Source organism: Kitasatospora sp. NPDC096140 (assembly GCF_040303045.1).
Taxonomy (GTDB): Bacteria; Actinomycetota; Actinomycetes; order Streptomycetales; family Streptomycetaceae; genus Kitasatospora.
On sequence record NZ_JBEOUW010000036.1, the window covers coordinates 24,766 to 42,737 of the forward strand.

19 protein-coding genes are annotated in these 17,972 nt (G+C 73.2%); 11 read left to right on the forward strand and 8 right to left on the reverse strand.

Annotated features, from left to right (window positions below):
* Positions 1-87 precede the first annotated feature (87 nt).
* From ABT048_RS30390 to ABT048_RS30400, 3 genes are all read left to right on the forward strand, one after another.
* Positions 88-729: an alpha-ketoglutarate-dependent dioxygenase AlkB gene (locus tag ABT048_RS30390; RefSeq protein ID WP_350524747.1), complete on the forward strand. Its 642-nt coding sequence runs from the start codon at positions 88-90 to the stop codon at positions 727-729.
* A 147-nt stretch (positions 730-876) separates the two neighbouring features.
* On the forward strand, positions 877-1,659 hold the full coding sequence (locus ABT048_RS30395) for a VOC family protein (RefSeq protein ID WP_350524748.1): 783 nt from the start codon (positions 877-879) through the stop codon (positions 1,657-1,659).
* Position 1,660: 1 nt separating this feature from the next.
* Positions 1,661-1,999, forward strand: coding sequence for a hypothetical protein (locus tag ABT048_RS30400; RefSeq protein ID WP_350524749.1), 339 nt, complete (start codon positions 1,661-1,663; stop codon positions 1,997-1,999).
* Positions 2,000-2,034: 35 nt separating this feature from the next.
* Here ABT048_RS30400 and ABT048_RS30405 read toward each other — a convergent pair whose 3' ends face one another.
* The 3 genes from ABT048_RS30405 to ABT048_RS30415 all read right to left on the reverse strand — a co-directional run bounded on the left by ABT048_RS30405 (position 2,035) and on the right by ABT048_RS30415 (position 5,277).
* Entirely contained in the window at positions 2,035-2,895 is an 861-nt protein-coding gene (locus tag ABT048_RS30405; RefSeq protein WP_350524750.1) for a carbohydrate ABC transporter permease, read from the reverse strand.
* Positions 2,892-3,872, reverse strand: a complete 981-nt coding sequence (locus ABT048_RS30410) for a carbohydrate ABC transporter permease (RefSeq protein ID WP_350524751.1) — start codon at positions 3,870-3,872, stop codon at positions 2,892-2,894. The genes ABT048_RS30405 and ABT048_RS30410 overlap by 4 nt, the downstream gene beginning before the upstream one ends.
* A 94-nt stretch (positions 3,873-3,966) precedes the next feature.
* Positions 3,967-5,277 carry an extracellular solute-binding protein gene (locus ABT048_RS30415; RefSeq protein ID WP_350524752.1) on the reverse strand — a complete coding sequence of 437 codons (1,311 nt, stop codon included), beginning with the start codon at positions 5,275-5,277 and terminating at the stop codon, positions 3,967-3,969.
* Between the two features lie 421 nt (positions 5,278-5,698).
* Between ABT048_RS30415 and ABT048_RS30420 the strand changes: the two genes are divergently transcribed.
* Positions 5,699-6,505 (forward strand): IclR family transcriptional regulator, encoded by an 807-nt coding sequence (locus ABT048_RS30420; RefSeq protein ID WP_350524753.1) that lies wholly within the window; start codon positions 5,699-5,701, stop codon positions 6,503-6,505.
* A 66-nt stretch (positions 6,506-6,571) separates the two neighbouring features.
* Here ABT048_RS30420 and ABT048_RS30425 read toward each other — a convergent pair whose 3' ends face one another.
* Entirely contained in the window at positions 6,572-7,111 is a 540-nt protein-coding gene (locus tag ABT048_RS30425) for an Lrp/AsnC family transcriptional regulator (RefSeq protein WP_350524754.1), read from the reverse strand.
* Positions 7,112-7,156: 45 nt separating this feature from the next.
* On the opposite strand from ABT048_RS30425, the gene ABT048_RS30430 reads away from it, so the two are divergent.
* From ABT048_RS30430 to ABT048_RS30440, 3 genes are all read left to right on the forward strand, one after another.
* Complete coding sequence (locus tag ABT048_RS30430) at positions 7,157-8,065, forward strand: NAD-dependent epimerase/dehydratase family protein (RefSeq protein WP_350524755.1); 909 nt, start codon at positions 7,157-7,159, stop codon at positions 8,063-8,065.
* Positions 8,062-8,952, forward strand: a complete 891-nt coding sequence (locus ABT048_RS30435; protein ID WP_350524756.1) for an aldo/keto reductase — start codon at positions 8,062-8,064, stop codon at positions 8,950-8,952. Before ABT048_RS30430 ends, ABT048_RS30435 begins: the two co-directional genes overlap by 4 nt.
* 404 nt (positions 8,953-9,356) lie before the next feature.
* Entirely contained in the window at positions 9,357-10,067 is a 711-nt protein-coding gene (locus ABT048_RS30440; RefSeq protein WP_350524757.1) for an alpha/beta hydrolase, read from the forward strand.
* Between the two features lie 167 nt (positions 10,068-10,234).
* Here the strand turns inward: ABT048_RS30440 and ABT048_RS30445 are convergent, their stop codons facing one another.
* Complete coding sequence (locus ABT048_RS30445) at positions 10,235-10,813, reverse strand: universal stress protein (protein ID WP_350524758.1); 579 nt, start codon at positions 10,811-10,813, stop codon at positions 10,235-10,237.
* 259 nt (positions 10,814-11,072) lie between these two features.
* Positions 11,073-11,744 carry a TetR/AcrR family transcriptional regulator gene (locus ABT048_RS30450; protein WP_350524759.1) on the reverse strand — a complete coding sequence of 224 codons (672 nt, stop codon included), beginning with the start codon at positions 11,742-11,744 and terminating at the stop codon, positions 11,073-11,075.
* Positions 11,745-11,902: 158 nt separating this feature from the next.
* Here ABT048_RS30450 and ABT048_RS30455 point away from each other — a divergent pair, with 158 nt between their 5' ends.
* Entirely contained in the window at positions 11,903-12,721 is an 819-nt protein-coding gene (locus tag ABT048_RS30455) for an MOSC domain-containing protein (protein ID WP_350524760.1), read from the forward strand.
* A 204-nt stretch (positions 12,722-12,925) separates the two neighbouring features.
* On the opposite strand, the gene ABT048_RS30460 is transcribed toward ABT048_RS30455, so the two are convergent.
* The gene (locus ABT048_RS30460; RefSeq protein ID WP_502894095.1) at positions 12,926-13,315 is read right to left on the reverse strand and encodes a ribonuclease; all 390 of its coding nucleotides are present in this window, start codon (positions 13,313-13,315) and stop codon (positions 12,926-12,928) included.
* Positions 13,316-13,596: 281 nt separating this feature from the next.
* Here ABT048_RS30460 and ABT048_RS30465 point away from each other — a divergent pair, with 281 nt between their 5' ends.
* Together ABT048_RS30465 and ABT048_RS30470 are read left to right on the forward strand one after the other, a co-directional pair.
* Complete coding sequence (locus ABT048_RS30465) at positions 13,597-15,249, forward strand: carboxyl transferase domain-containing protein (protein ID WP_350524761.1); 1,653 nt, start codon at positions 13,597-13,599, stop codon at positions 15,247-15,249.
* A gap of 529 nt (positions 15,250-15,778) precedes the next feature.
* Positions 15,779-16,153 (forward strand): aggregation-promoting factor C-terminal-like domain-containing protein, encoded by a 375-nt coding sequence (locus ABT048_RS30470; protein WP_350524762.1) that lies wholly within the window; start codon positions 15,779-15,781, stop codon positions 16,151-16,153.
* Between the two features lie 226 nt (positions 16,154-16,379).
* Here the strand turns inward: ABT048_RS30470 and ABT048_RS30475 are convergent, their stop codons facing one another.
* Entirely contained in the window at positions 16,380-16,838 is a 459-nt protein-coding gene (locus ABT048_RS30475; RefSeq protein ID WP_350524763.1) for an HD domain-containing protein, read from the reverse strand.
* A gap of 186 nt (positions 16,839-17,024) precedes the next feature.
* On the opposite strand from ABT048_RS30475, the gene ABT048_RS30480 reads away from it, so the two are divergent.
* Positions 17,025-17,951, forward strand: coding sequence for an AEC family transporter (locus ABT048_RS30480; RefSeq protein WP_350524764.1), 927 nt, complete (start codon positions 17,025-17,027; stop codon positions 17,949-17,951).
* Positions 17,952-17,972: the final 21 nt, after the last annotated feature.

Consider the following 17,972-nt stretch of genomic DNA (forward strand, 5'->3'; position numbering starts at 1 on the left):
CAGGCTACGACCCGGGGCGACGGCCCGAGGCGATCGCCGGAACCATTCGTTCGAGCACCTGTTCGAATGAAGGCGTACGCTGGCCCCATGCACGGCACCGTCCCCCTCCAGCCCTCGCTGTTCGACGACGCGGACCGCGAGGGCGTCCGCCTCGGCCCGATCGACGGCCTGCGGCGGCAGGTGCTCGGCGACGGCGCCTGGCTGGACGTGCTGCCGGGCTGGCTGCACGGCGCGGACGAGCTGTTCGAACAGCTGGCCGCCACCGTGCCCTGGCGGGCCGAGCGCCGCGAGATGTACGAGCGGATGGTGGACGTCCCCCGCCTGCTGGCCTCGTACCCGGCGGACGCCGAGCCGCCGCACCCGGTGCTCGGACAGGCCCGGGCAGCGCTGAGCCGGCACTACGCCGACGAACTGGGCGAGCCGTTCCGCACCCTCGGGCTCTGCTACTACCGGGACGGCCGGGACAGCGTGGCCTGGCACGGCGACCGGATCGGGCGCGGCGCCCGCGAGGACACCATGGTGGCGATCCTGTCCGTCGGCGAGCCGCGCGTCCTGGCACTGCGGCCCCGGCACGGCGGCTCGACGGTCGTCCGGCGCCCGCTCGGCCACGGCGACCTGGTGGTGATGGGTGGCTCCTGCCAGCGCACCTGGGAGCACGCGATCCCCAAGACCGCCCGCCCGGTGGGCCCGCGGATCAGCATCCAGTTCCGGCCGCACGGCGTCGCCTGAGCCCCCGGTCGGCCCGGCCCCCGGTCCGTCCGCCGGAGCCCCCGGTCCGTCCGCCCGCGACTCCGGCCGGTCCGTCCGCCTCCGGTTGCCGCGCACCTGCCCGGCGCGGACGCTGACCAGTGGGACCGGTGGCACCAGGAGGGCGGCATGCCGAAGGCGGGCAGGTACCGCGAGGGCGTCCCGTGCTGGGTCGTCCTGACGACCCCGGACGCCGCGAGCGCGCAGCGCTTCTACGGCGCGCTGTTCGACTGGGAGTTCGTCCCGACCGGCCCCGCCGAGTCGGTCGCCACCCGGTACGGTGCCCAGGTCGCGGCCGTCGGACAGGCCCCTGACCGGGCCCGGAGCGCCGCCTGGACCACCCACCTCGCCTGCGCCGACCTGCACCGCACCACCGCGCTCGTCCGCGCCGCCGACGGCCGGATCGTCCGCGAGCCGTACGAGGTGCCCGACCAGGGCCGGGCCGCACTGGCCGTCGACCCGCTCGGCGCCGCCTTCGGCCTCTGGCAGGCGGGCACCATCGAGGGCGCCGGCCTGGTGGACGAACCCGGTGCCCTCGCCTGGAACGAGCACCTCTCCCCCGACCCCGACACCGCACGCGCCTTCTACCGCCGCGTCTTCGGCTACACCTACGACTGGCCGAAGGCGGGCCACACCCTCGCCCGGGCCGCCGGCCACCTGGCCTGCAGCATCGGCCCGTCCGCCGCCGGCGCGGACCCGACCGACCCGACCGCCACCCGGGCACGCTGGCTGGCCCAGTTCGGCACCACCGACACCGACCGCGCGGCCGACCGGCTGCGCGACCTCGGCGGAACCGTCCTCACCGGACCCGAACCGACGCCGTACGGCCGCGCCGCGCTGGTCCGGGACGACGCCGACGCGGTGTTCGTCCTGGTCTCCGTCCCTTCCCACGAGTCCGCGGAGGCGGCCTGAGATGACCGGTGACCAGCTCGACCCCGAGCACCGCTTCGCCGCCCTGGTCCGGGAGACGGCCGGCCTCCCCGGTGTCACCACGCCGGGTCCGGGCCGCCGCTTCGGCTCCGACGCCCTGAAGGCGGACGGTCACATCTTCGCGATGCTGTCCGCGGGCCGCCTGGTCCTCAAGCTGCCGCGGGCCCGGGTGGACGAGCTGGTCGCGGCGGGCGAGGGCACGAACTTCGACGCGGGCAAGGGCCGCCCGATGCGCGAGTGGCTCGCCCTCGACCCGGCCTCCCCGCTGTCCTGGTCCCGACTCGCCCGCGAGGCGTACGCGTTCGTCCACCGGGAGGGCTGAGCCCGCCGCCCGCCGACGGCCCATCACCGCGCGCATCAGTCCTTCACCGCCCCCGCCAGCCCCGACACCAGCCTCCGCTGCACCGCGACGAAGAAGACCAGCACCGGCACGGTCATCAGCGTGGACGCCGCCATGATGCCGCCCCAGTCGTTCTCGTCCGGCTTGAAGAAGACCAGCAGCGCCGACGGCAGCGTCTGGTTCCGCGTGGCGCTGATGATGAACGTCTTGGCGAAGACGAAGTCGTTCCACGCCGTGATGAAGGAGAACACGCTGGTCGCGGCGAGGCCCGGGGCCACCAGCGGCAGCAGGATCCGCCACAGGATGCGGGCGCGGCCGGCGCCGTCGATCTGCGCGGCCTCCTCGATCGAGACCGGGACGGCGGCGACGAACCCGCGCATCATCCAGATCCCGAACGGCAGGGAGAACGCCAACTGCACCAGGACCAGCGAGGCCAGGGTGTTCAGCCCGATGCCGGGGACGAACCGCCCGGCGTCCCGGAACATGAAGAACAGCGGGATGGTCAGCGCCTCGACCGGAATCATCTGGGCGATCAGGAACATCACCATGACGGTGGTGCGGAACCTGAACCTGAAGCGGGTCACGGCCACCGCAGCCAGGAACACCACGACCGCCGAGAGCACCACCACCGACAGCGCCACCAGCAGGCTGTTCGCGAAGTACCGGCCGAAGCCGTCCACGCCGAGCACCTGGCGGAAGCTCTGCAGCGTGGGGTGGGCGGTCCACGGCCTCGGGTCCAGCGACTGCACCTCGCCCTTGGGCTTGAAGGCCGAGAGCACCATCCAGAAGATCGGGAAGGCGGTGACGACGGCCAGCAGGACCGCGGCCGCGTCAGCGCCGAGCCGCCACCGACTGCGGGCGTTGCGAAGGGAGTTCACAGCTCGTTCCCCGTCCGTCGCAGGCTGCGGATGTAGAGGACCGTCGGGATCACCAGGATCAGCAGCATGATCACGCCGATCGCCGCGCCCAGCCCGTACTGCGAGGAGGCGAACGCCTTCTGGTACGCGTACACGTTGAGCACCAGGTTCTGGCCGGCGATGCCGCCGCCCTCCGTCATGACGTAGATCTGGGTGAAGACCTTGAAGTCCCAGATCACTGACTGGATCACCACGATCGTCAGGATCGGCCGCAGCATCGGCGCGGTGACCCGGCGGAAGGTGGTCCAGGTGTTGGCGCCGTCCAGCGCGGCCGCCTCCAGGACCTCCTCCGGGATGGCGCGGATGCCCGCGTAGAGGGTGACCATCACGAACGGGAAGGAGTGCCACACCACCACGGCGCCGACGACCAGGAACGCCGTCCACTTGTCGTAGAACCAGTTGAACTCGTGGAAGCCCGAGAGCCCGATCCGTTCCAGGGTGTGGTTGACCAGGCCCAGGTTGGTGTCGAACAGGAAGCTCCACACCGTCGAGCCGGTCATCGCCGGCGCCGCCCAGGCGGCCATCGCCGCAGTGGTCAGCACCAAACGCGGCCACCGGCCGACCTTGGTGAGCAGCACCGCGAGAGCGGCGCCGACGGCCAGGGTCGCGAGCACGCAGAACGCGGCGAAGCCGACCGTCTGCAGCAGCACCGACCAGAACTGGTCGTCCTCCAGGATCTGCGTGTAGTTGCCGAAGCCGACGAAGGAGGTCGGTGCGCCGCCGGACGCCTGGGGCTGCCCGAAGTCCAGGACGGACAGCAGCCCGAGCTGGTAGATCGGGTAGCCGACCAGCGGGATCAGGATCACCGCGGCCGGCAGGAGCAGCAGCAACGGGGGCCTGCGGCGCCGGCCACCCGGGGGTGCGGCCGACGCTCTGCTCCCACGCCGCCGCTGCGGGGAGGGCGGCACCGGCGGCGCGGTCGTGGTGGATGCGGACACGTGCGGACCTGCTCTCTGTGACGAACCGGTAGGGGGACCGTCGAGGCGCGGCTGCCATGGCTCGGCTGTCGGCGCGCGACTGTCAGCGCGGCTGTCAGTGCGCGGCGAAGGCCGAGTCGATCTGCGCCGCGGCGTCGGCGGAGGCCCTGGCCACGTCCGCCTTGCCGGTGACGACCTGCTGGAGCAGCGTCGGGATCACCGACTGGGCGTCGATCTGCGCCCACGCCCGGTCCAGCGGCACGAACCTGGTGCCGGCCGCGATGGTGTCGGTGAACGGCTTCAGGAACGCGTCCTTGGCCGCGACCCTGCCGCTGACGGACGTCAGCGTCGGCAGGTTGCCCATCGCGTCGTACATCTGCTCCTGGTAGGCCGGACCCGCCAGCAGTTCGGCGAACTCGACGGCGAGCGTGCGGTGCCTGGCCGCCTTCATGACGCCCAGGTTGTTGCCGCCGGCGAAGGCGGGGGCGATGGAGCCGGCCTTCTCGCCGGGCAGCGGCACCACGCCGTACCTCCCCTTGGCCGCGCCCGCGTCCACCTTGCCGCGGTTGGAGTTGAGCAGGATCGCCATCGCCGACTTCCCGGACGCGAACAGGTCGACGGTCTTGCCGCCGGTCAGGTCCGCGCACTGCTGCGCGGGGCAGCCGTCGGCGCCGAACAGGTCGGTGTAGCGCTTGATCCCGGCCTGCGAGGCGGGCGAGCCGATGGCCGCCTTGAAGGCGGTGCCGTCCTTGGCGGCGATGTCGCCGCCCGCGTCCCAGACGAAGGGCAGCGCGCCGAAGGTGTACTTGCCGCCGACCGCGATGCCGAAGGTGTCCGGGTGCGCGGCGTGGATCTTCCGGGCGGCGGCGACCAGTTCGGCGTACGAGGTCGGCGGGGTGAGCCCGGCCTCGGTGAACAGGTCGGTGCGGTAGTACAGCGCCCGGACGCCGACCCACCACGGCAGTCCGTAGGTCCTGCCGTCCACCACGGCGGTCCTCGCGATGGCCGGGTCGAGGTCGCCCCGGTCCTTCCACCGGTCCAGCTCGGCGCCGATCTCGGCGAGACCGCCGGCGGCGACGTAGCCCGGCAGGTCGGTGTTGCCGAACTCCACCAGGTCGGGGGCGCTGCCGGGGTCGTTGAAGGCGCCCTTCATCTTGGCGGCGCGGGCCGAGGCGTCGGTGTCGATGTAGCTGACGTTCACGGTGACGCCCTGGTGGGAGGACTGGAACTCGCCGACCGCCTTGGCGATCACGGCCTCCTTGGCCGCGTTGCCCGCCTCGTTGTACAGCCAGACCTGCAGGGTGCCCGTCCGGTCGTCGCCGGCCCGGTCGCCCGCCGACGAGGCGGTGCCCGGCGCGCAGGCGGTGGCGGCCAGGCAACCGGCGGCGAGCACGGCGGCCACTGCGGTCCGTCCGGTGAGTCGCATGGTGGAGACCTCCCCTCCCGACAGCTGCCGCCGGGACGTGCGCCGCCGCGGGCCGCTGACCGCGGGACGGGCACGTCGAAGCAGGCCCTGACCGGGGCCGATGGTGGGTGAAGTGGTGGGGGTGGGGCAGGGCGCAGCGCCCGGGTGCGGCGACGTCGCCTGCTCGATGGCAGGGACGTTAGGCGCGGGCGATCGGCGCCAACAAGAGGGGGTCGGCGAAAGTTTTGCACTGCACAACGTTGTGTCGAGGATGCGGCGTTCCGACCGCGAACGGGTACGTTCTGACCACCGCCACGGCCGGCGCCGCCGACGACCGCGGAGGCAACGACGCCAACGACGCCGCCGACGACGGAAGGCGGAGGAGCGGCGGCAGAACCCACCAGGGAACACACCCGGGAACACACCAGCAGGGAAACGACCCATGACGGAGACGGCACCCAGGAAGCCCGCGACCGAACGCAACCAGTCCTCCTCGCTGCGCCGCGCGCTCGCCGTCCTCGGCCACGTCCGCGACCACGGCGACGGGCGCGGCGTGCCGCTGGCCCAACTCGCGGAAGCCCTCGGCCTCAACAAGAGCACCGTGCTGCGACTGGCCGGTCCGCTGCTGGACGAGCACCTGCTCGACCGCGACCGCGAGACCGGCTGGTTCCGGCTCGGCCACGGCTCCCTGCGGCTCGGCCAGGCCTACCTGACCACCCTCGACCTGCGCAGCGTCGCCGCCGAACACCTGCGCCGGCTCCAGCGCGAGGCCGGCGAGACCGTCCACCTGACGGTCTGGCAGGCGCCCGGGATCGTCTACCTGGACAAGGTCGAGGACGAGACCAACGTCCGGATGGCCTCCCGGGTCGGCAGCCGGGCCCCGGCCTACTGCACCGCCACCGGAAAGGCGATCCTCGCCTGGCTGCCGGAGGAGGCCGTCACCGAGGTGGTCACGGCCGGCCTGCGCCCGATGACCGCCTGGACCATCTCGGACGAGAGCCGGCTGCGCGCCGACCTCGCCCGGATCCGCGCCCGCGGCTACTCCATCGACGACCGGGAGAACGAGCCCGAGGTGCGGTGCGTCGCCGCGCCGATCTTCGACCACACCGGGGAGGTGACGGCGGCGCTCTCCGTCTCCGGGCTCACCTCCCGGATGACGGCCGCCCGGGTGCGGGCGCTCGGGCCGGTCGTGGCGCAGGTCGGCCTGCGGATCTCGCGCGAGCTGGGCTCCGACCGGCAGCCGTCGTGAACGCGTCCTCGCTCGCGTTCCCGCGTACGTCCTCGCTCGCGTTCCCGCGTGCCCTCCGGCGCTCCGTCAGTCCGAAGGCAGCAGCGCCCGCTGGTCCACCGGCGACGACAGGATCACCGAGGTGGTCGTCCGGCCGAGCACCGAGATCGCCTCGATCAGCTCCTCCAGGTGGGCGGTGTCCCGGGCGGCGACCTTGAACACCCAGCAGTCCTCGCCGATCACGTGGTGCACCTCCAGCACCTCCGGCCGGCTCAGCAGGTCCTGACTGCGCAGGTACTTCACCGTCATCCGGGCGTGCGGCGAGACCCGCACGAAGGCGCGGATGCCGTAGCCCAGCCGCTCCGGCGCGACCAGGGCCGCGTAGCCGGTGATCGTGCCGCTCGCCTCCAGCCGGCGCACCCGCTCGCCGACCGCGGCCGGGCTGAGGTTGACCCGCCGGCCCAGCTCGCTGAGCGTGATCCGCCCGTCGGACTGGAGCAGCTCCAGCAGCCCCAGGTCGACCGCGTCCAGACCCCCGCCGACGCCGCTCCGGGAGCCCACCGACGAATCGTCGGCCGAACCCCCGGACTGCCGTCGGTCTTTCGGTCGCAGCGCCTGAACTCCCATGATCACCCCTTCATCGAACCGCGCCGCACCATAACACTTGTGGGCATGGAAAACGTGCTCGTCATCGGGGGAAACCGCTACTTCGGACGGCAGTTGGTCACCCGGCTGCGCGACTCCGGAGTCCGGGTCAGCGTGCTCAACCGGGGCTCGACACCGCCGCCTCCCGGTGTCACCCGGCTCGTCGCCGACCGTACGGACGAGGCGGCGCTGACCAGCGCACTCGCCGGGCAGGACTTCGACACGGTGATCGACCAGGTCTGCTACACCCCGCAACAGGCCGAACTCGCCGTCCGCGCCTTCGCCGGACGGACCGGCCGCTACCTGATGACCTCCACGATCGAGGTCTACGACACCGGCGAGCCCCGCCCGGCGGACCGCCGGCTCGCCGAGTCCGCCGTCGACCCGGCCGAGTGGCCGGTCCGACTCGAACTCCCTTGGACTGAAGCCGAGTTCGTCGAGTCCTCGTACGGCGAGGGCAAGCGCCAGGCGGAGGCCGTGTTCACCCGCGGCGCGCCCTTCCCGTTCGTCACCGTCCGGCTCGGGCACGTCCTCGGCACCGCCGACTTCACCGGGCGGCTGGCCCACTACACCGAACGGATCGAGGCCGGCCTGCCCGTACTGGTGCACCCGGAGAACCTGCCCTCCTCCTACACCCACGAGGACGAGGCCGCCGCCTTCCTCGCCTGGGCGGCGGGCGAACGGTTCACCGGCCCCGTCAACCTCGCCTCGGACGGCGAACTGACCGCCACCGACCTCTGCGACCTGCTCGCCGCCGGCCGCCCGTACCGCACCGCCGCACCCGAACCCGGGCAGCAGGCCTCGCCGTTCTCCTTCGACCGCTACTACGGCATGGACAACTCCCGGGCCCGCCGGCTCGGCCACCCCCTCTCGCACACCCGCGACTGGCTGCCCGGCCTGATCGCCGCCACCCGTGGACAGGAGCTCCCCGCATGACCACCACCACGACGACCCGCCTCCTCGGCACCGTCCGGACCAGCGCCATCGGCCTCGGCGCGATGCCGCTCTCCGTCGAGAACCGCCCCGACGAGGCCCGCGCCATCGCCACCGTCCACGCCGCGCTGGACGCCGGCGTCACCCTCATCGACACCGCCGACTCGTACCACTGGCACGCCGACGAGTACGGCCACAACGAGGAACTGATCGCCCGGGCCCTCGCCGCCTACGGCCCGGACGCCGACCGGGTCCTGGTCGCCACCAAGGGCGGCCGCGGCCGCCCCGGCGACGGCACCTGGACCGTCAACGGCGACCCGGCCCACCTCAAGCGCGCCTGCGAGGGCTCACTGCGCCGCCTCGGCGTCGAGGCGATCGACCTCTACCAGCAGCACCACCCGGACCGGAACGTCCCGTACGCCGATTCGCTCGGCGCCGTCCGGGAGCTCTACGAGGAGGGCAAGATCCGCGCGGCCGGCATCTCCAACGTCGACGTGGCGCAGGTCCGGCTCGCCCGGGAGATCCTCGGCGACGCCCTGGTCTCCGTCCAGAACGAGTACTCCCCCGCCGTCCGCAAGCACCAGCCGGTGCTGGACCTGTGCACCGAACTGGGCCTGGCCTTCCTCCCGTGGAGCCCCCTCGGCGGCATCGGCCGCTCCGCCGAACTCGGCGGGGCCGGCCGGGAATTCGCCGCCGTCGCCGCCGACCGCGGAGTCAGCCCGCAGCGCGTCGCCCTCGCCTGGCTGCTGGCCACCTCCCCGGTCACCATCCCGATCCCCGGCGCCAGCCGCCCCGAGACGATCCGCGACTCGGCCACCGCAGGGGAGTTGGTACTCAGCAGCGAGGAACTGGCCCGCCTGGAAAACGCGAATGGGGCCCGGCACCTCTGAAAGGCACCGAACCCCATCCGAATGTAGAGCGCCAGGCCCGGGTCGCACGGACTCTTCCTACTGAAAGTAGGACGTGCTCTGGTAGCACCACTGACGCCTGACGAGGAATCATCTCCCTCGCGACAGGAGAAACATTAGCACCCCAACGAGCGAATACGGAATCCCGGGAAACACCCACCCGCAAACCCCACCCTCGGAAAGCACGAATGGGGCCCGGTACCCCTGAAAGGCACCGAACCCCATCCGAATGTAGAGCGCCAGGCCCGGATTGCACGGACTCTTCCTACTGAAAGTAGGACGTGCTCTGGTAGCACCACTGACGCCTGACGAGGAATCATCTCCCTCGCGACAGGAAGTACAGTACCAGCTCAGTGATCAGTCACCGAATCGGAGGCAAACCCTTCATGGACAGCGCACCATTCGAGGTCGTTCCGTACGCGGACGGGCGGTTGTCGGACGTGCACCGGCCGACCACGGGTGCCGCCGGGCCGGCTCCCGTCGTCCTGCTCTGGCACGGCAGCGGCCCGAACGAGCGGGATGTGCTGCGCCCGTTGGCCCGGAAGGCCGCCGCCCGCGGGCTGCTGGTGCTCGTCCCGGACTGGAGTTGCCGGCAGGCGGACGGCGGCGCCGCCGAACTCCGCGCCTCCCTCGCGCATGCCCGCCGGACCGCGGCCGCCTTCGGCGGGGATCCGGCGCGCCTCGTGCTGGCCGGCTGGTCGCTCGGCGGCCGGGAGGCGATCGCGGTCGCCACCCACCCGGACACCCCGGCCGAACTCCGCCCCAGCGCCGCCGTCGGCATCGCCTCGCAGTACACCGACCCGGCCGTCACCACCGGCGACGCCCCGATCGACCACCTGACCTCGGGCCCCTCCCCGGTCCCGATCTGGCTGGTGCACGGCACGGCGGACGAGATCGTGGACGTCGAGCACACCCGCAAGCTGGCCGCTGCCGTCCCGACCGCCGCGCTGCTCGAACTCCCCACCGACCACGCCGGCGTGGTGATGACCGCCTACAGCCCCGAGGCCCGGCGCTGCCTCCCCGCCACTGACGCCGACACCCTGGAGGCCGGCCGCCGCACCGCCGCCGTACTCGCCCAGGCGGCCGGTCTGTCGTGACACGGGGGGCTGTCGTGGCCGGACGGGACGATCGGCTGGTCCGCCGCCACCGCGAGGTGGGCGACGGCGGGTACGGCACGGACGGCTGCCCGCTCCGGCCGTTGCGGCGGATCGCGGGTCACCGGCTGTGATCCACCGGCCGTGATCCACCCGCCGTCACCCGCCGGTCAGTTCCGCGCCGCCGGCGCCCACCGACGGTACCCGTGCTCCAGCGTCCGCAGGTCCCGGAGCAACGGAGGGTGCGGGACCGCCAGCACCGGGCAGGTCGCGTGCCGGACGCAGTAGGCGGTGACCGAGGGGTGCACCAGTCGGGCGAGGCGGCCGCGTTCGCGCCCGGCGCCGAGGACGAGCAGGTCGCCGGAGCGGTCGGCGCACCGCACCAGGGTGTGGCCGGTGTCGCCCCGGACGGCCTGGCAGCGGAGTCGGACACCCGCGTACCGGCCGGCGAAGGCCTCGTCGAGGGCCTGCCGCAGCCGGGCCACGGCGTCGTCGCGACCGGCGGTGATGACCGGCGGGCAAGGGGTGCGGCGGTAGCCGAGTTCGTCGCCCGGCGGCGTCCAGCAGAGCACCGCGAGCACCTCGGAGTCCGTGCGCCGGGCCTCGGCGACGGCGTGGTGGAGGGCGGCGAGGCTGCCGAGCGAGCCGCTGAGGCCGACCACGATCCGGCCCTCGTCCGCACCGCCGACCTCGCCGGCCACGCCCGCCGTGCCCGCCATGCTGTCGACGCCGTCCGCGCTGTCCGCCATGCTCCGCCCTGCCTCTCCTGCCGCACCCTCGCCGCGGCCGAACCGGTCGAAGCGGCCCGACCGGCGGACCATCCGCGTGCGAGCGCTCCGTCGCACCTCAGCAAAACGCCCCGCGACCGCGCGCCCGCCGCCCGTTGACGAGGCCCTGACGCGGAGCTTGCCGTTCCGTACGCGTCCCTGATGCCGAGGAACCCCGCATCAAGGGAAGCCGCGCCGAAGAACCCCGTGCCGAGGGGACCGCGCCCCGGAGGCCGCTCGCTCAGGCCTGCGGGGGCTCCGCCTCCCAGAGGTCCGCGAACATCCGGTCGAGGTGTTCCTCGCCGATCGGCGGGACCGGCAGCGGGTGGGTGGCCTGGGTGCGGAAGCCGTCGAGGAGGAGGGCGAGGTAGCGGCGCCAGAGGTCGGGGCGCAGCTCGGTGGTGGCGGGCAGGGCGCGGCAGAGCGGGCCCAGCAGGAACAGCAGGTCCATGGTGCCCACGTCGCGGCGCATGGTGCCCTGTTCCTGGGCGCGGGCGATGAGGCCGCCGACAGTGGTGGCGTGCTGCCGACTGATCTCGATCATGCCGGGGATGACCGGAATGGCCTGGGTGACCAGGTCGTTGATGCCCTGGTCGGCGGCGACGAGTGCGAAGATCTGCTCGAAGTACCGTTCGAGGCCGGTCCAGGCGTCCTCGGCGGAGAGCGCTTCCTCCCCGGCGGCGGCCAGGCCGGCGCCGACGTCCGCGAACACCTCGCCGATCAGTTCCTCGCGGGTCGGGAAGTGCCGGTAGAGGGTGGCGTTGCCGACGCCGGCCTCCTTGGCGATCTGGTCCAGCGGCACGTCCAGGCCGTGCCGGGAGAACATGTCGCGGGCGGCGGCGAGCAGCAGGTCGCGGTTGCGCTGCGCGTCTCGCCGGAGCCGTCCCGGAGGGTTCGCGCTGCTCGGTGCCATGCACCCGACCCTAGCAAGCGCGTGGTCGGGGACGGCGTGCCGTCCGGCGGCTCCGCCCCCCGTCACCGCGTGCACGCCGCCGGGTCACACCCGCACCTCCTGTCACGTCTCTCAATTACCCTACGGAGTCGTCGAGTCCAGGATGATCGGGGGAAGTCATGGCGAGGGTGACGGAGTTGCGGTACTACCCGGTGAAGGGGTGTGCCGGGGTCTCGGTGGAGCGGGCCGAGTTGACCCGGGCGGGGTTGGCCCACGACCGGGCGTTCATGGTGGTGGACGAGGGGGGCGTGTTCCGTTCCCAGCGCCGGGACCCATTGCTGGCCGCCGTCCGTCCGGCGGTCGAGGACGACGGGCGTCTGCTGCGACTCGCCGCCGCGGGGGTGGAGCCGGTGGCGGTCGGGGTCGATTCCGACGGGCCGCGCCGCGAGGTCCGGTTGTTCGGCGCACCGTTCCTCGGCATCGACCAGGGCGACGAGGCCGCCGGCTGGCTGTCCGAGGTGCTGGGTGCGCGCAGCCGGCTGGTCCGGGTGCCGCCCGAGCACGACCGGGTGACGGACGGCCTGACCCCGGGCACCTCCGGCTACGCCGATAGCTGCGCCGTGCACCTGCTGTCCCGTTCCACGCTGGACGGCTTCAACGCGGTGTCCGGCGCTCCCGCGTTGTCCGCGGAGCGGTTCCGCCCGAACCTGGTGGTGGACGGCTGGTCGGAGCCGCACACCGAGGACCTGACCCGACGGATCGCGGTGGGCGGCGCCGAGTTGGGTTACGCCAAGCTGGCGATCCGCTGCGCGGTGACGATGGTGGACCAGTCCAGCGGTGCCAAGGTCGGCCCGGAGCCGTTGCGGACGCTGGCCCGGTACCGCAGGGCGGCGGCGGGCGGGGTGGCGTTCGGCAGCAAGTTCGCCGTGCTGCGGCCGGGCACGCTGCGGGTCGGGGACGAGCTGGTGGTGGAGGCCTGGGGGCCGTCGGAGCTCTGACCGGGGCTGCGCCCGCGACGGCCGGGCACCTCCGGGGTGCGGCAGGGCACGGCGGGCACGGCGGTGGTCCGGCGGGTCATGAGGGGTACGGCGGCGGTCCGGCGGGTCATGAGGGGTACGGCGGTGGTCCGGCAGCGGCGCCGCGGCGGTACCACGGTGACCCCGGCGGGGAAGTGCGCCGGGGCCACCGCCGTACCGGGAGGGTCAGCAGCTCTGGTCGACCAGGTAGAACGTGGCGTAGTGGTCGCCGGTGTAGTAGTCCTCCTGGTAGTTCTGGCCGGTCACGATCCGGCGGGCGCCGCGGGTCGGCGAGCCCGGGGTGACGACGGTGTACTCGTGGTAGTACCCGTAGTACTCGCTGGGCAGGACGTGCTCTCTGTTCTGGAAGACCACGCCGTCCTGGGAGTAGGGGAACGGCCCGTCGGAGGCGATCAGGTCGAGGGTGTCGGCGGCCTCGGACGGGAGTGCGGAGAGGCACACCGAACCACTGACGGCGTGCGCGTCGGTGGCGACGGCGACCGGCGCGAGGGTCATCAGGGCGACGGCGGTGACGGCGGCAGCGCGGGACTTCCACGCGCGTAGAGTGCGAGTCATGTCCCCCAGTGTGGCGATACACCGTCAACTCCGGAAGCCCTCCTTCCAAATGTTAACCAGCGGGTAACTCCCCTTTACCTGAGGCGACTTGGACCGTATCCCGACCGCATCGACTCTCCTCCAGCGCCGTCCACGAACCATCCCGACGGTTCAAGGGTCGACCGCCATCGAACTGGCGTCGAGGCCGTCCCGCCCCGTTCCGCGGGCTCTCGCCGCGCCCGGACCGCGCCGCATAGAGTGACGGATCACGACGGACCGGAACGATCTCTGACGGGGTGGGCATGGCGGCGAACGAGGACGACGACAAGGCGCGGACCACCCCTCCGGCGCCCGCCGCTGCGGCGCAGGCCGCATCGGCCGGACACACCACGCCGACCGCTCCCACCGCGCACCAGCTGATCGGCCTGCTGGTCGACCCCGGCAGCTTCCGCTCCTGGGACGAACCTCCGCCCGGCCCGCCCGCCGACCCCGACTACCGCGCCTCGCTCGACCGGGCCCGCGGGCGCACCGGCCTGGACGAGGCCGTCCTCACCGGCCGCGGCCTCATCGACGGACGGCCGCTCGCCCTGGTCGCCTCCGAGTTCGGCTTCCTCGGCGGCTCGATCGGCGTCGCGACCGCCGAGCGAATCACCCGGGCCGTCGAACGCGCCACCGCCGAGCGCCTGCCGCTGCTCGCCCTGCCGGTCTCCGGCGGCACCCGCATGCAGGAGGGCTCCGCGGCGTTCCTCTGCATGCTGCGGATCACCGCCGCCGTCCAGGCCCACCGCGCGGCGGGACTGCCCTACCTCACCTATCTGCGCAACCCCACCATGGGCGGGGTCTTCGCCTCCTGGGGCACCCTCGGCCAGCTGGTGTTCGCCGAACCGGGCGCCCGCCTGGGCTTCCTCGGCCCGCGGGTGTACGAGGAGCTGCGCGGCGTGGAGCTGCCGCCGGATGTCCAGCGGGCCGAGACGCTGGCCGCGCGGGGACTGGTGGACGCCGTCGTCCCGCCGCAGGAGCTGCGCGAGCTGGTGCGCCGCACGCTCGCTGTCCTCACCGCGACGCCGCCGCCTCCCCCGGGCGCCCCTTCCACCGACACCCCTTGTACGGACACCCCTTATACGGACACGGCCGCGGACACCGGCACGGGCACCCCTCCGGCGGAGGCCCCCGACGCCGCACCCGGGCGCCCGGACGCCTGGGACTCCGTCCGCCGTACCCGCCGCCCCGACCGCCCGGGCACCCGCGAGCTGCTGCGGCGCACCACCGAGGAGCTGGTGCTGCTGGATTCCCCGGGTGGCCGCGGCGGCGCCCTGGTCCGCGCGCTCGCCGTCCTCGGCGGCCGGCCCGTCCTGGTGGTCGGCCAGCAACGGCAGTCCGCGGAGCACGAGCGCCCGTTCACCGCGGACGATCTTCGGGCCGTCCGCCGTACCGCGCGCCTGGCCGAGCAGCTCGGGCTCCCCCTGGTGACCGTGGTGGACACAGCGGGGGCCGAGCTGTCCGCCGAGGCCGAGCGGGACGGCATCGCGGTGGAGATCGCGCACTGCCTGACCACCCTGCTCGCACTGCGCACCCCCGTCCTCGCGGTGCTGCTCGGCCAGGGCTCGGGCGGCGGAGCGCTCGCACTGCTCCCGGCCGACCGGGTGCTCGCCGCCGGCCACGCCTGGCTGGCGCCACTGCCACCGGAGGGCGCCTCGGCGATCGTCCACCGGGACGGCGTGCATGCCGCCGAGCTGGCCCGGGCGCAGGGGATCGGGGCGCACCACCTCGCGGAGGTCGGGCTCGTGGACGAGGTGGTCCCGGAGCTGCCGGACGCGGCCGACGAGCCGGAGGCCTTCTGCGCCCGGCTCGGACACGCGGTCGGCACGACGCTCGGCACCCTCGCGGCGTCCACCGAGACGGACCGGCTCGCGGCCCGGGCGGTACGGCACCGGCGGCTGGGCGACCTGCGCTGACCGGGCCCGCTCGGAAGTGGGTGTGACCTGCGGCGATCGCGCGCTCCGGGTGTGGTGCCGGTCTCAGCACCGGGTTGATCGTCTGTACCCAAAGTGCTCCCGCAGGACCCGCGGGTGACGGCTTCCGGGACTCAAACGGTGAGTGCGCTCACACGGAATCAACGTCCACGACGGACCGTAGTAGGCCTGCCCGAACCATCGGCCCGATCGGCCCGCCCCCCGAGCCCCTCACGTCGGCACACGTCAGAGCCGGTCCGCGCGCTCCGCGCGACCGGCCCTTCGAATCCACGGCGGCCGCTCGCCTACGACTGTCGGTCGTAACGAGAGGGTCTTGGCGGTGGCCGATCCGGTCTGTCAACAATGGCTCTCGTCGCCAGCCACACCGGCTCCTGTCCCGCCGGTGAATGGCTTGTCGCTGAGTCACGCCCCGCAACCGTTTCGGCCCCTGTCCGGCCGTGGTCCTGGGCGGGGCGTGACTCGGCCCAACCTGATTGAGGTCTTCTTCTTCATGCCCGCTTTCAAGCTCCGTATGCGTACTTCGGCCGCGATTCTTGCCGGCGCCGCCGGTCTGACCGCCCTGGGCGCCGGTGTCCTGCCCGCCACCGCGAACGCCGCCACCGTGTCCCCGAAGACCATCGCCGCCCAGATCGTCCCGGCGAGCCAGCTGGCCTCGTTCAACCAGATCATCTCCCACGAGTCCAGTTGGAACGTGACCGCGACCAACCCGAGCTCGGGCGCCTACGGCCTGGGCCAGGCACTGCCGGGCTCCAAGATGGCCTCGGCCGGTGCCGACTGGAAGACCAACCCCAAGACCCAGATCAAGTGGGCCTACGACTACATGAACTCCCGCTACGGCAGCCCGAACGCCGCCTGGTCCTTCTGGCAGAACCACCACTGGTACTAAGCCGGACCCCATCGGCTCACTGATTCCCTCCTGCCCCTGACCACTCCCCTCACCCCGGGGGTCGGACAGGGACCACCGGGGTGCCCGAGAGGGCCCGGACCCGCGCGATCCGCGGGCCCGGGCCCTCTCGTGGTTCCCCGGGCACCCCGGCCTGCCGCGACGACCCTTCCGCTACGGCCCGCCCCGCGTTGAGGCCGCAAGCCGGAAGCCGGAAGCCCGCCGGGCGTCACAGCTCCCCCGTCAGCCCCAGCAGCTCGCGCATCCGCGTGTACTTGGCGGCCAGCCGCTCGGCGGTCGCCCGGTCCAGCGAGGCCAGCCGGGCCGGGTCGGAGTTGTGGGCCAGATCGGCACGCTTGACCAACAGCGCGCCCGGCGTGGCCAGGATCCGCGCGGTGTACTCCTCCAGCGGCTCCTCCGGTCGCCGGGTGAGCGCGTCCACGATCGTCTTGGTCTCCTCGGACAACGCGGCCCCCGCCAGCCATTCCCGGCTCAACCGGTCGTCCTCGACCGTGTCGTGCAGCCAGCCCGCGGCGATCTGCGCCTCACTGCCCCCGCGGGCGGCCGTCCCGTGCGCGACCGCCGCGATGTGCTCGCCGTACGGGTGGCCGTTCTTGTCCACCTGCCCCCGGTGGGCGCGGCGTGCGATCGCCTCCACCTCGGACAGGCTCAGGTACTGGTCCTCCACGGTTCACCCCTCGCGTCGCCACTCGGCTGCTCGCCCATCGTAGGCCCGTGATCGCCGGGCCGGCGGCCACTGGTTTACTGCCCCGGGGGTTCAGCGGCTCAGGGGGTCCACCGGCTCGCGGGTCGAAGCCTCCGGCGGGCGATCCCCGCCGCACCCGGCAGACACGTCCGAGCGATCCGAGGAACCATGCCATCCCTGCATCCGCTGCTGTCCGGCTTCGCCCCGATCTGGGCGCTCACCGCGGTCGGTTACCTCGTCGGCCGCACCGGCCTGCTCGGACCGCACGCCGAGGCGGTGCTCAACCGGTTCGTCTTCCACGTGGCGATGCCGGCCGCGCTCTTCCTGATGATCGCCCGCACCCCGCTGGGGCGCTTCGCGAACCCGTCGATGCTGGCCTTCGCCGCCGGCACCGCCGTCGCGACCGGCCTCGGACTGCTCGCCGGGCACTTCCTCTTCCGGCGCAAGCCCGGCGAACTGGCGATCGGCGCGATGGCCTCGGGGTACGTCAACTCCGCCAACCTGGGCATCCCGGTGGCCGTGCAGGTCGTCGGTGACGCCTCCTTCGTGGCGCCCGTGGTGCTGTTCCAGATCCTGCTGGTCACCCCCGCCGTCCTCGCCGTGCTGGACGGTGGCGCGGCCGGCCGCCGGGCCCTGGTGACCCTGCCGGTGCGCAACCCGATCCTGCTCGCCACCGCACTCGGCGCCGTCGTCTCGGCGACCGGGGTGCACCTGCCCGCCGAGCTGAATCGTTCCTGCGAACTGCTGGGCGGCGCCGGCGTGCCGACCGCCCTGATAGCCCTCGGCATCTCGCTCCACAACCGACCGCCGGCGGACGGCCGTTCCCGGCGGGCCGAGGTCGGACTGACCGTCGCGATCAAGACCCTGCTCCAGCCGCTCGTCGCGCTCGCCGTGGCCGGCCCGCTGCTCCACCTGCCCGCCCACCAACTCCTCACCGTCGTCCTGTTCTCCGCACTGCCGACCGCGCAGAACGTGTACACCTACGCCCGCGAGTACGGGCAGGGCACGGTGCTCGCCCGGGACGCGGTGCTCTGGTCGACGCTGGCGTCGATGGCGACGCTGTCGGTGATCAGCTGGACCCTCGGGCCGGCGTAGGCCCCGCCTCCCCCTGGCGGT

Coding starts and splice junctions, on each gene's coding strand:
- ABT048_RS30480 (WP_350524764.1), top strand. CDS start 17,025: ATGCCATCCCTGCATCCGCTGCTGTCCGGCTTCGCCCCGATCTGGGCG.
- ABT048_RS30395 (WP_350524748.1), top strand. CDS start 877: ATGCCGAAGGCGGGCAGGTACCGCGAGGGCGTCCCGTGCTGGGTCGTC.
- ABT048_RS30445 (WP_350524758.1), bottom strand. CDS start 10,813: ATGGCGGACAGCGCGGACGGCGTCGACAGCATGGCGGGCACGGCGGGC.
- ABT048_RS30465 (WP_350524761.1), top strand. CDS start 13,597: ATGGCGGCGAACGAGGACGACGACAAGGCGCGGACCACCCCTCCGGCG.
- ABT048_RS30415 (WP_350524752.1), bottom strand. CDS start 5,277: ATGCGACTCACCGGACGGACCGCAGTGGCCGCCGTGCTCGCCGCCGGT.
- ABT048_RS30390 (WP_350524747.1), top strand. CDS start 88: ATGCACGGCACCGTCCCCCTCCAGCCCTCGCTGTTCGACGACGCGGAC.
- ABT048_RS30460 (WP_502894095.1), bottom strand. CDS start 13,315: ATGACTCGCACTCTACGCGCGTGGAAGTCCCGCGCTGCCGCCGTCACC.
- ABT048_RS30400 (WP_350524749.1), top strand. CDS start 1,661: ATGACCGGTGACCAGCTCGACCCCGAGCACCGCTTCGCCGCCCTGGTC.
- ABT048_RS30430 (WP_350524755.1), top strand. CDS start 7,157: ATGGAAAACGTGCTCGTCATCGGGGGAAACCGCTACTTCGGACGGCAG.
- ABT048_RS30420 (WP_350524753.1), top strand. CDS start 5,699: ATGACGGAGACGGCACCCAGGAAGCCCGCGACCGAACGCAACCAGTCC.
- ABT048_RS30470 (WP_350524762.1), top strand. CDS start 15,779: ATGCGTACTTCGGCCGCGATTCTTGCCGGCGCCGCCGGTCTGACCGCC.
- ABT048_RS30425 (WP_350524754.1), bottom strand. CDS start 7,111: ATGGGAGTTCAGGCGCTGCGACCGAAAGACCGACGGCAGTCCGGGGGT.
- ABT048_RS30435 (WP_350524756.1), top strand. CDS start 8,062: ATGACCACCACCACGACGACCCGCCTCCTCGGCACCGTCCGGACCAGC.
- ABT048_RS30450 (WP_350524759.1), bottom strand. CDS start 11,744: ATGGCACCGAGCAGCGCGAACCCTCCGGGACGGCTCCGGCGAGACGCG.
- ABT048_RS30455 (WP_350524760.1), top strand. CDS start 11,903: ATGGCGAGGGTGACGGAGTTGCGGTACTACCCGGTGAAGGGGTGTGCC.
- ABT048_RS30440 (WP_350524757.1), top strand. CDS start 9,357: ATGGACAGCGCACCATTCGAGGTCGTTCCGTACGCGGACGGGCGGTTG.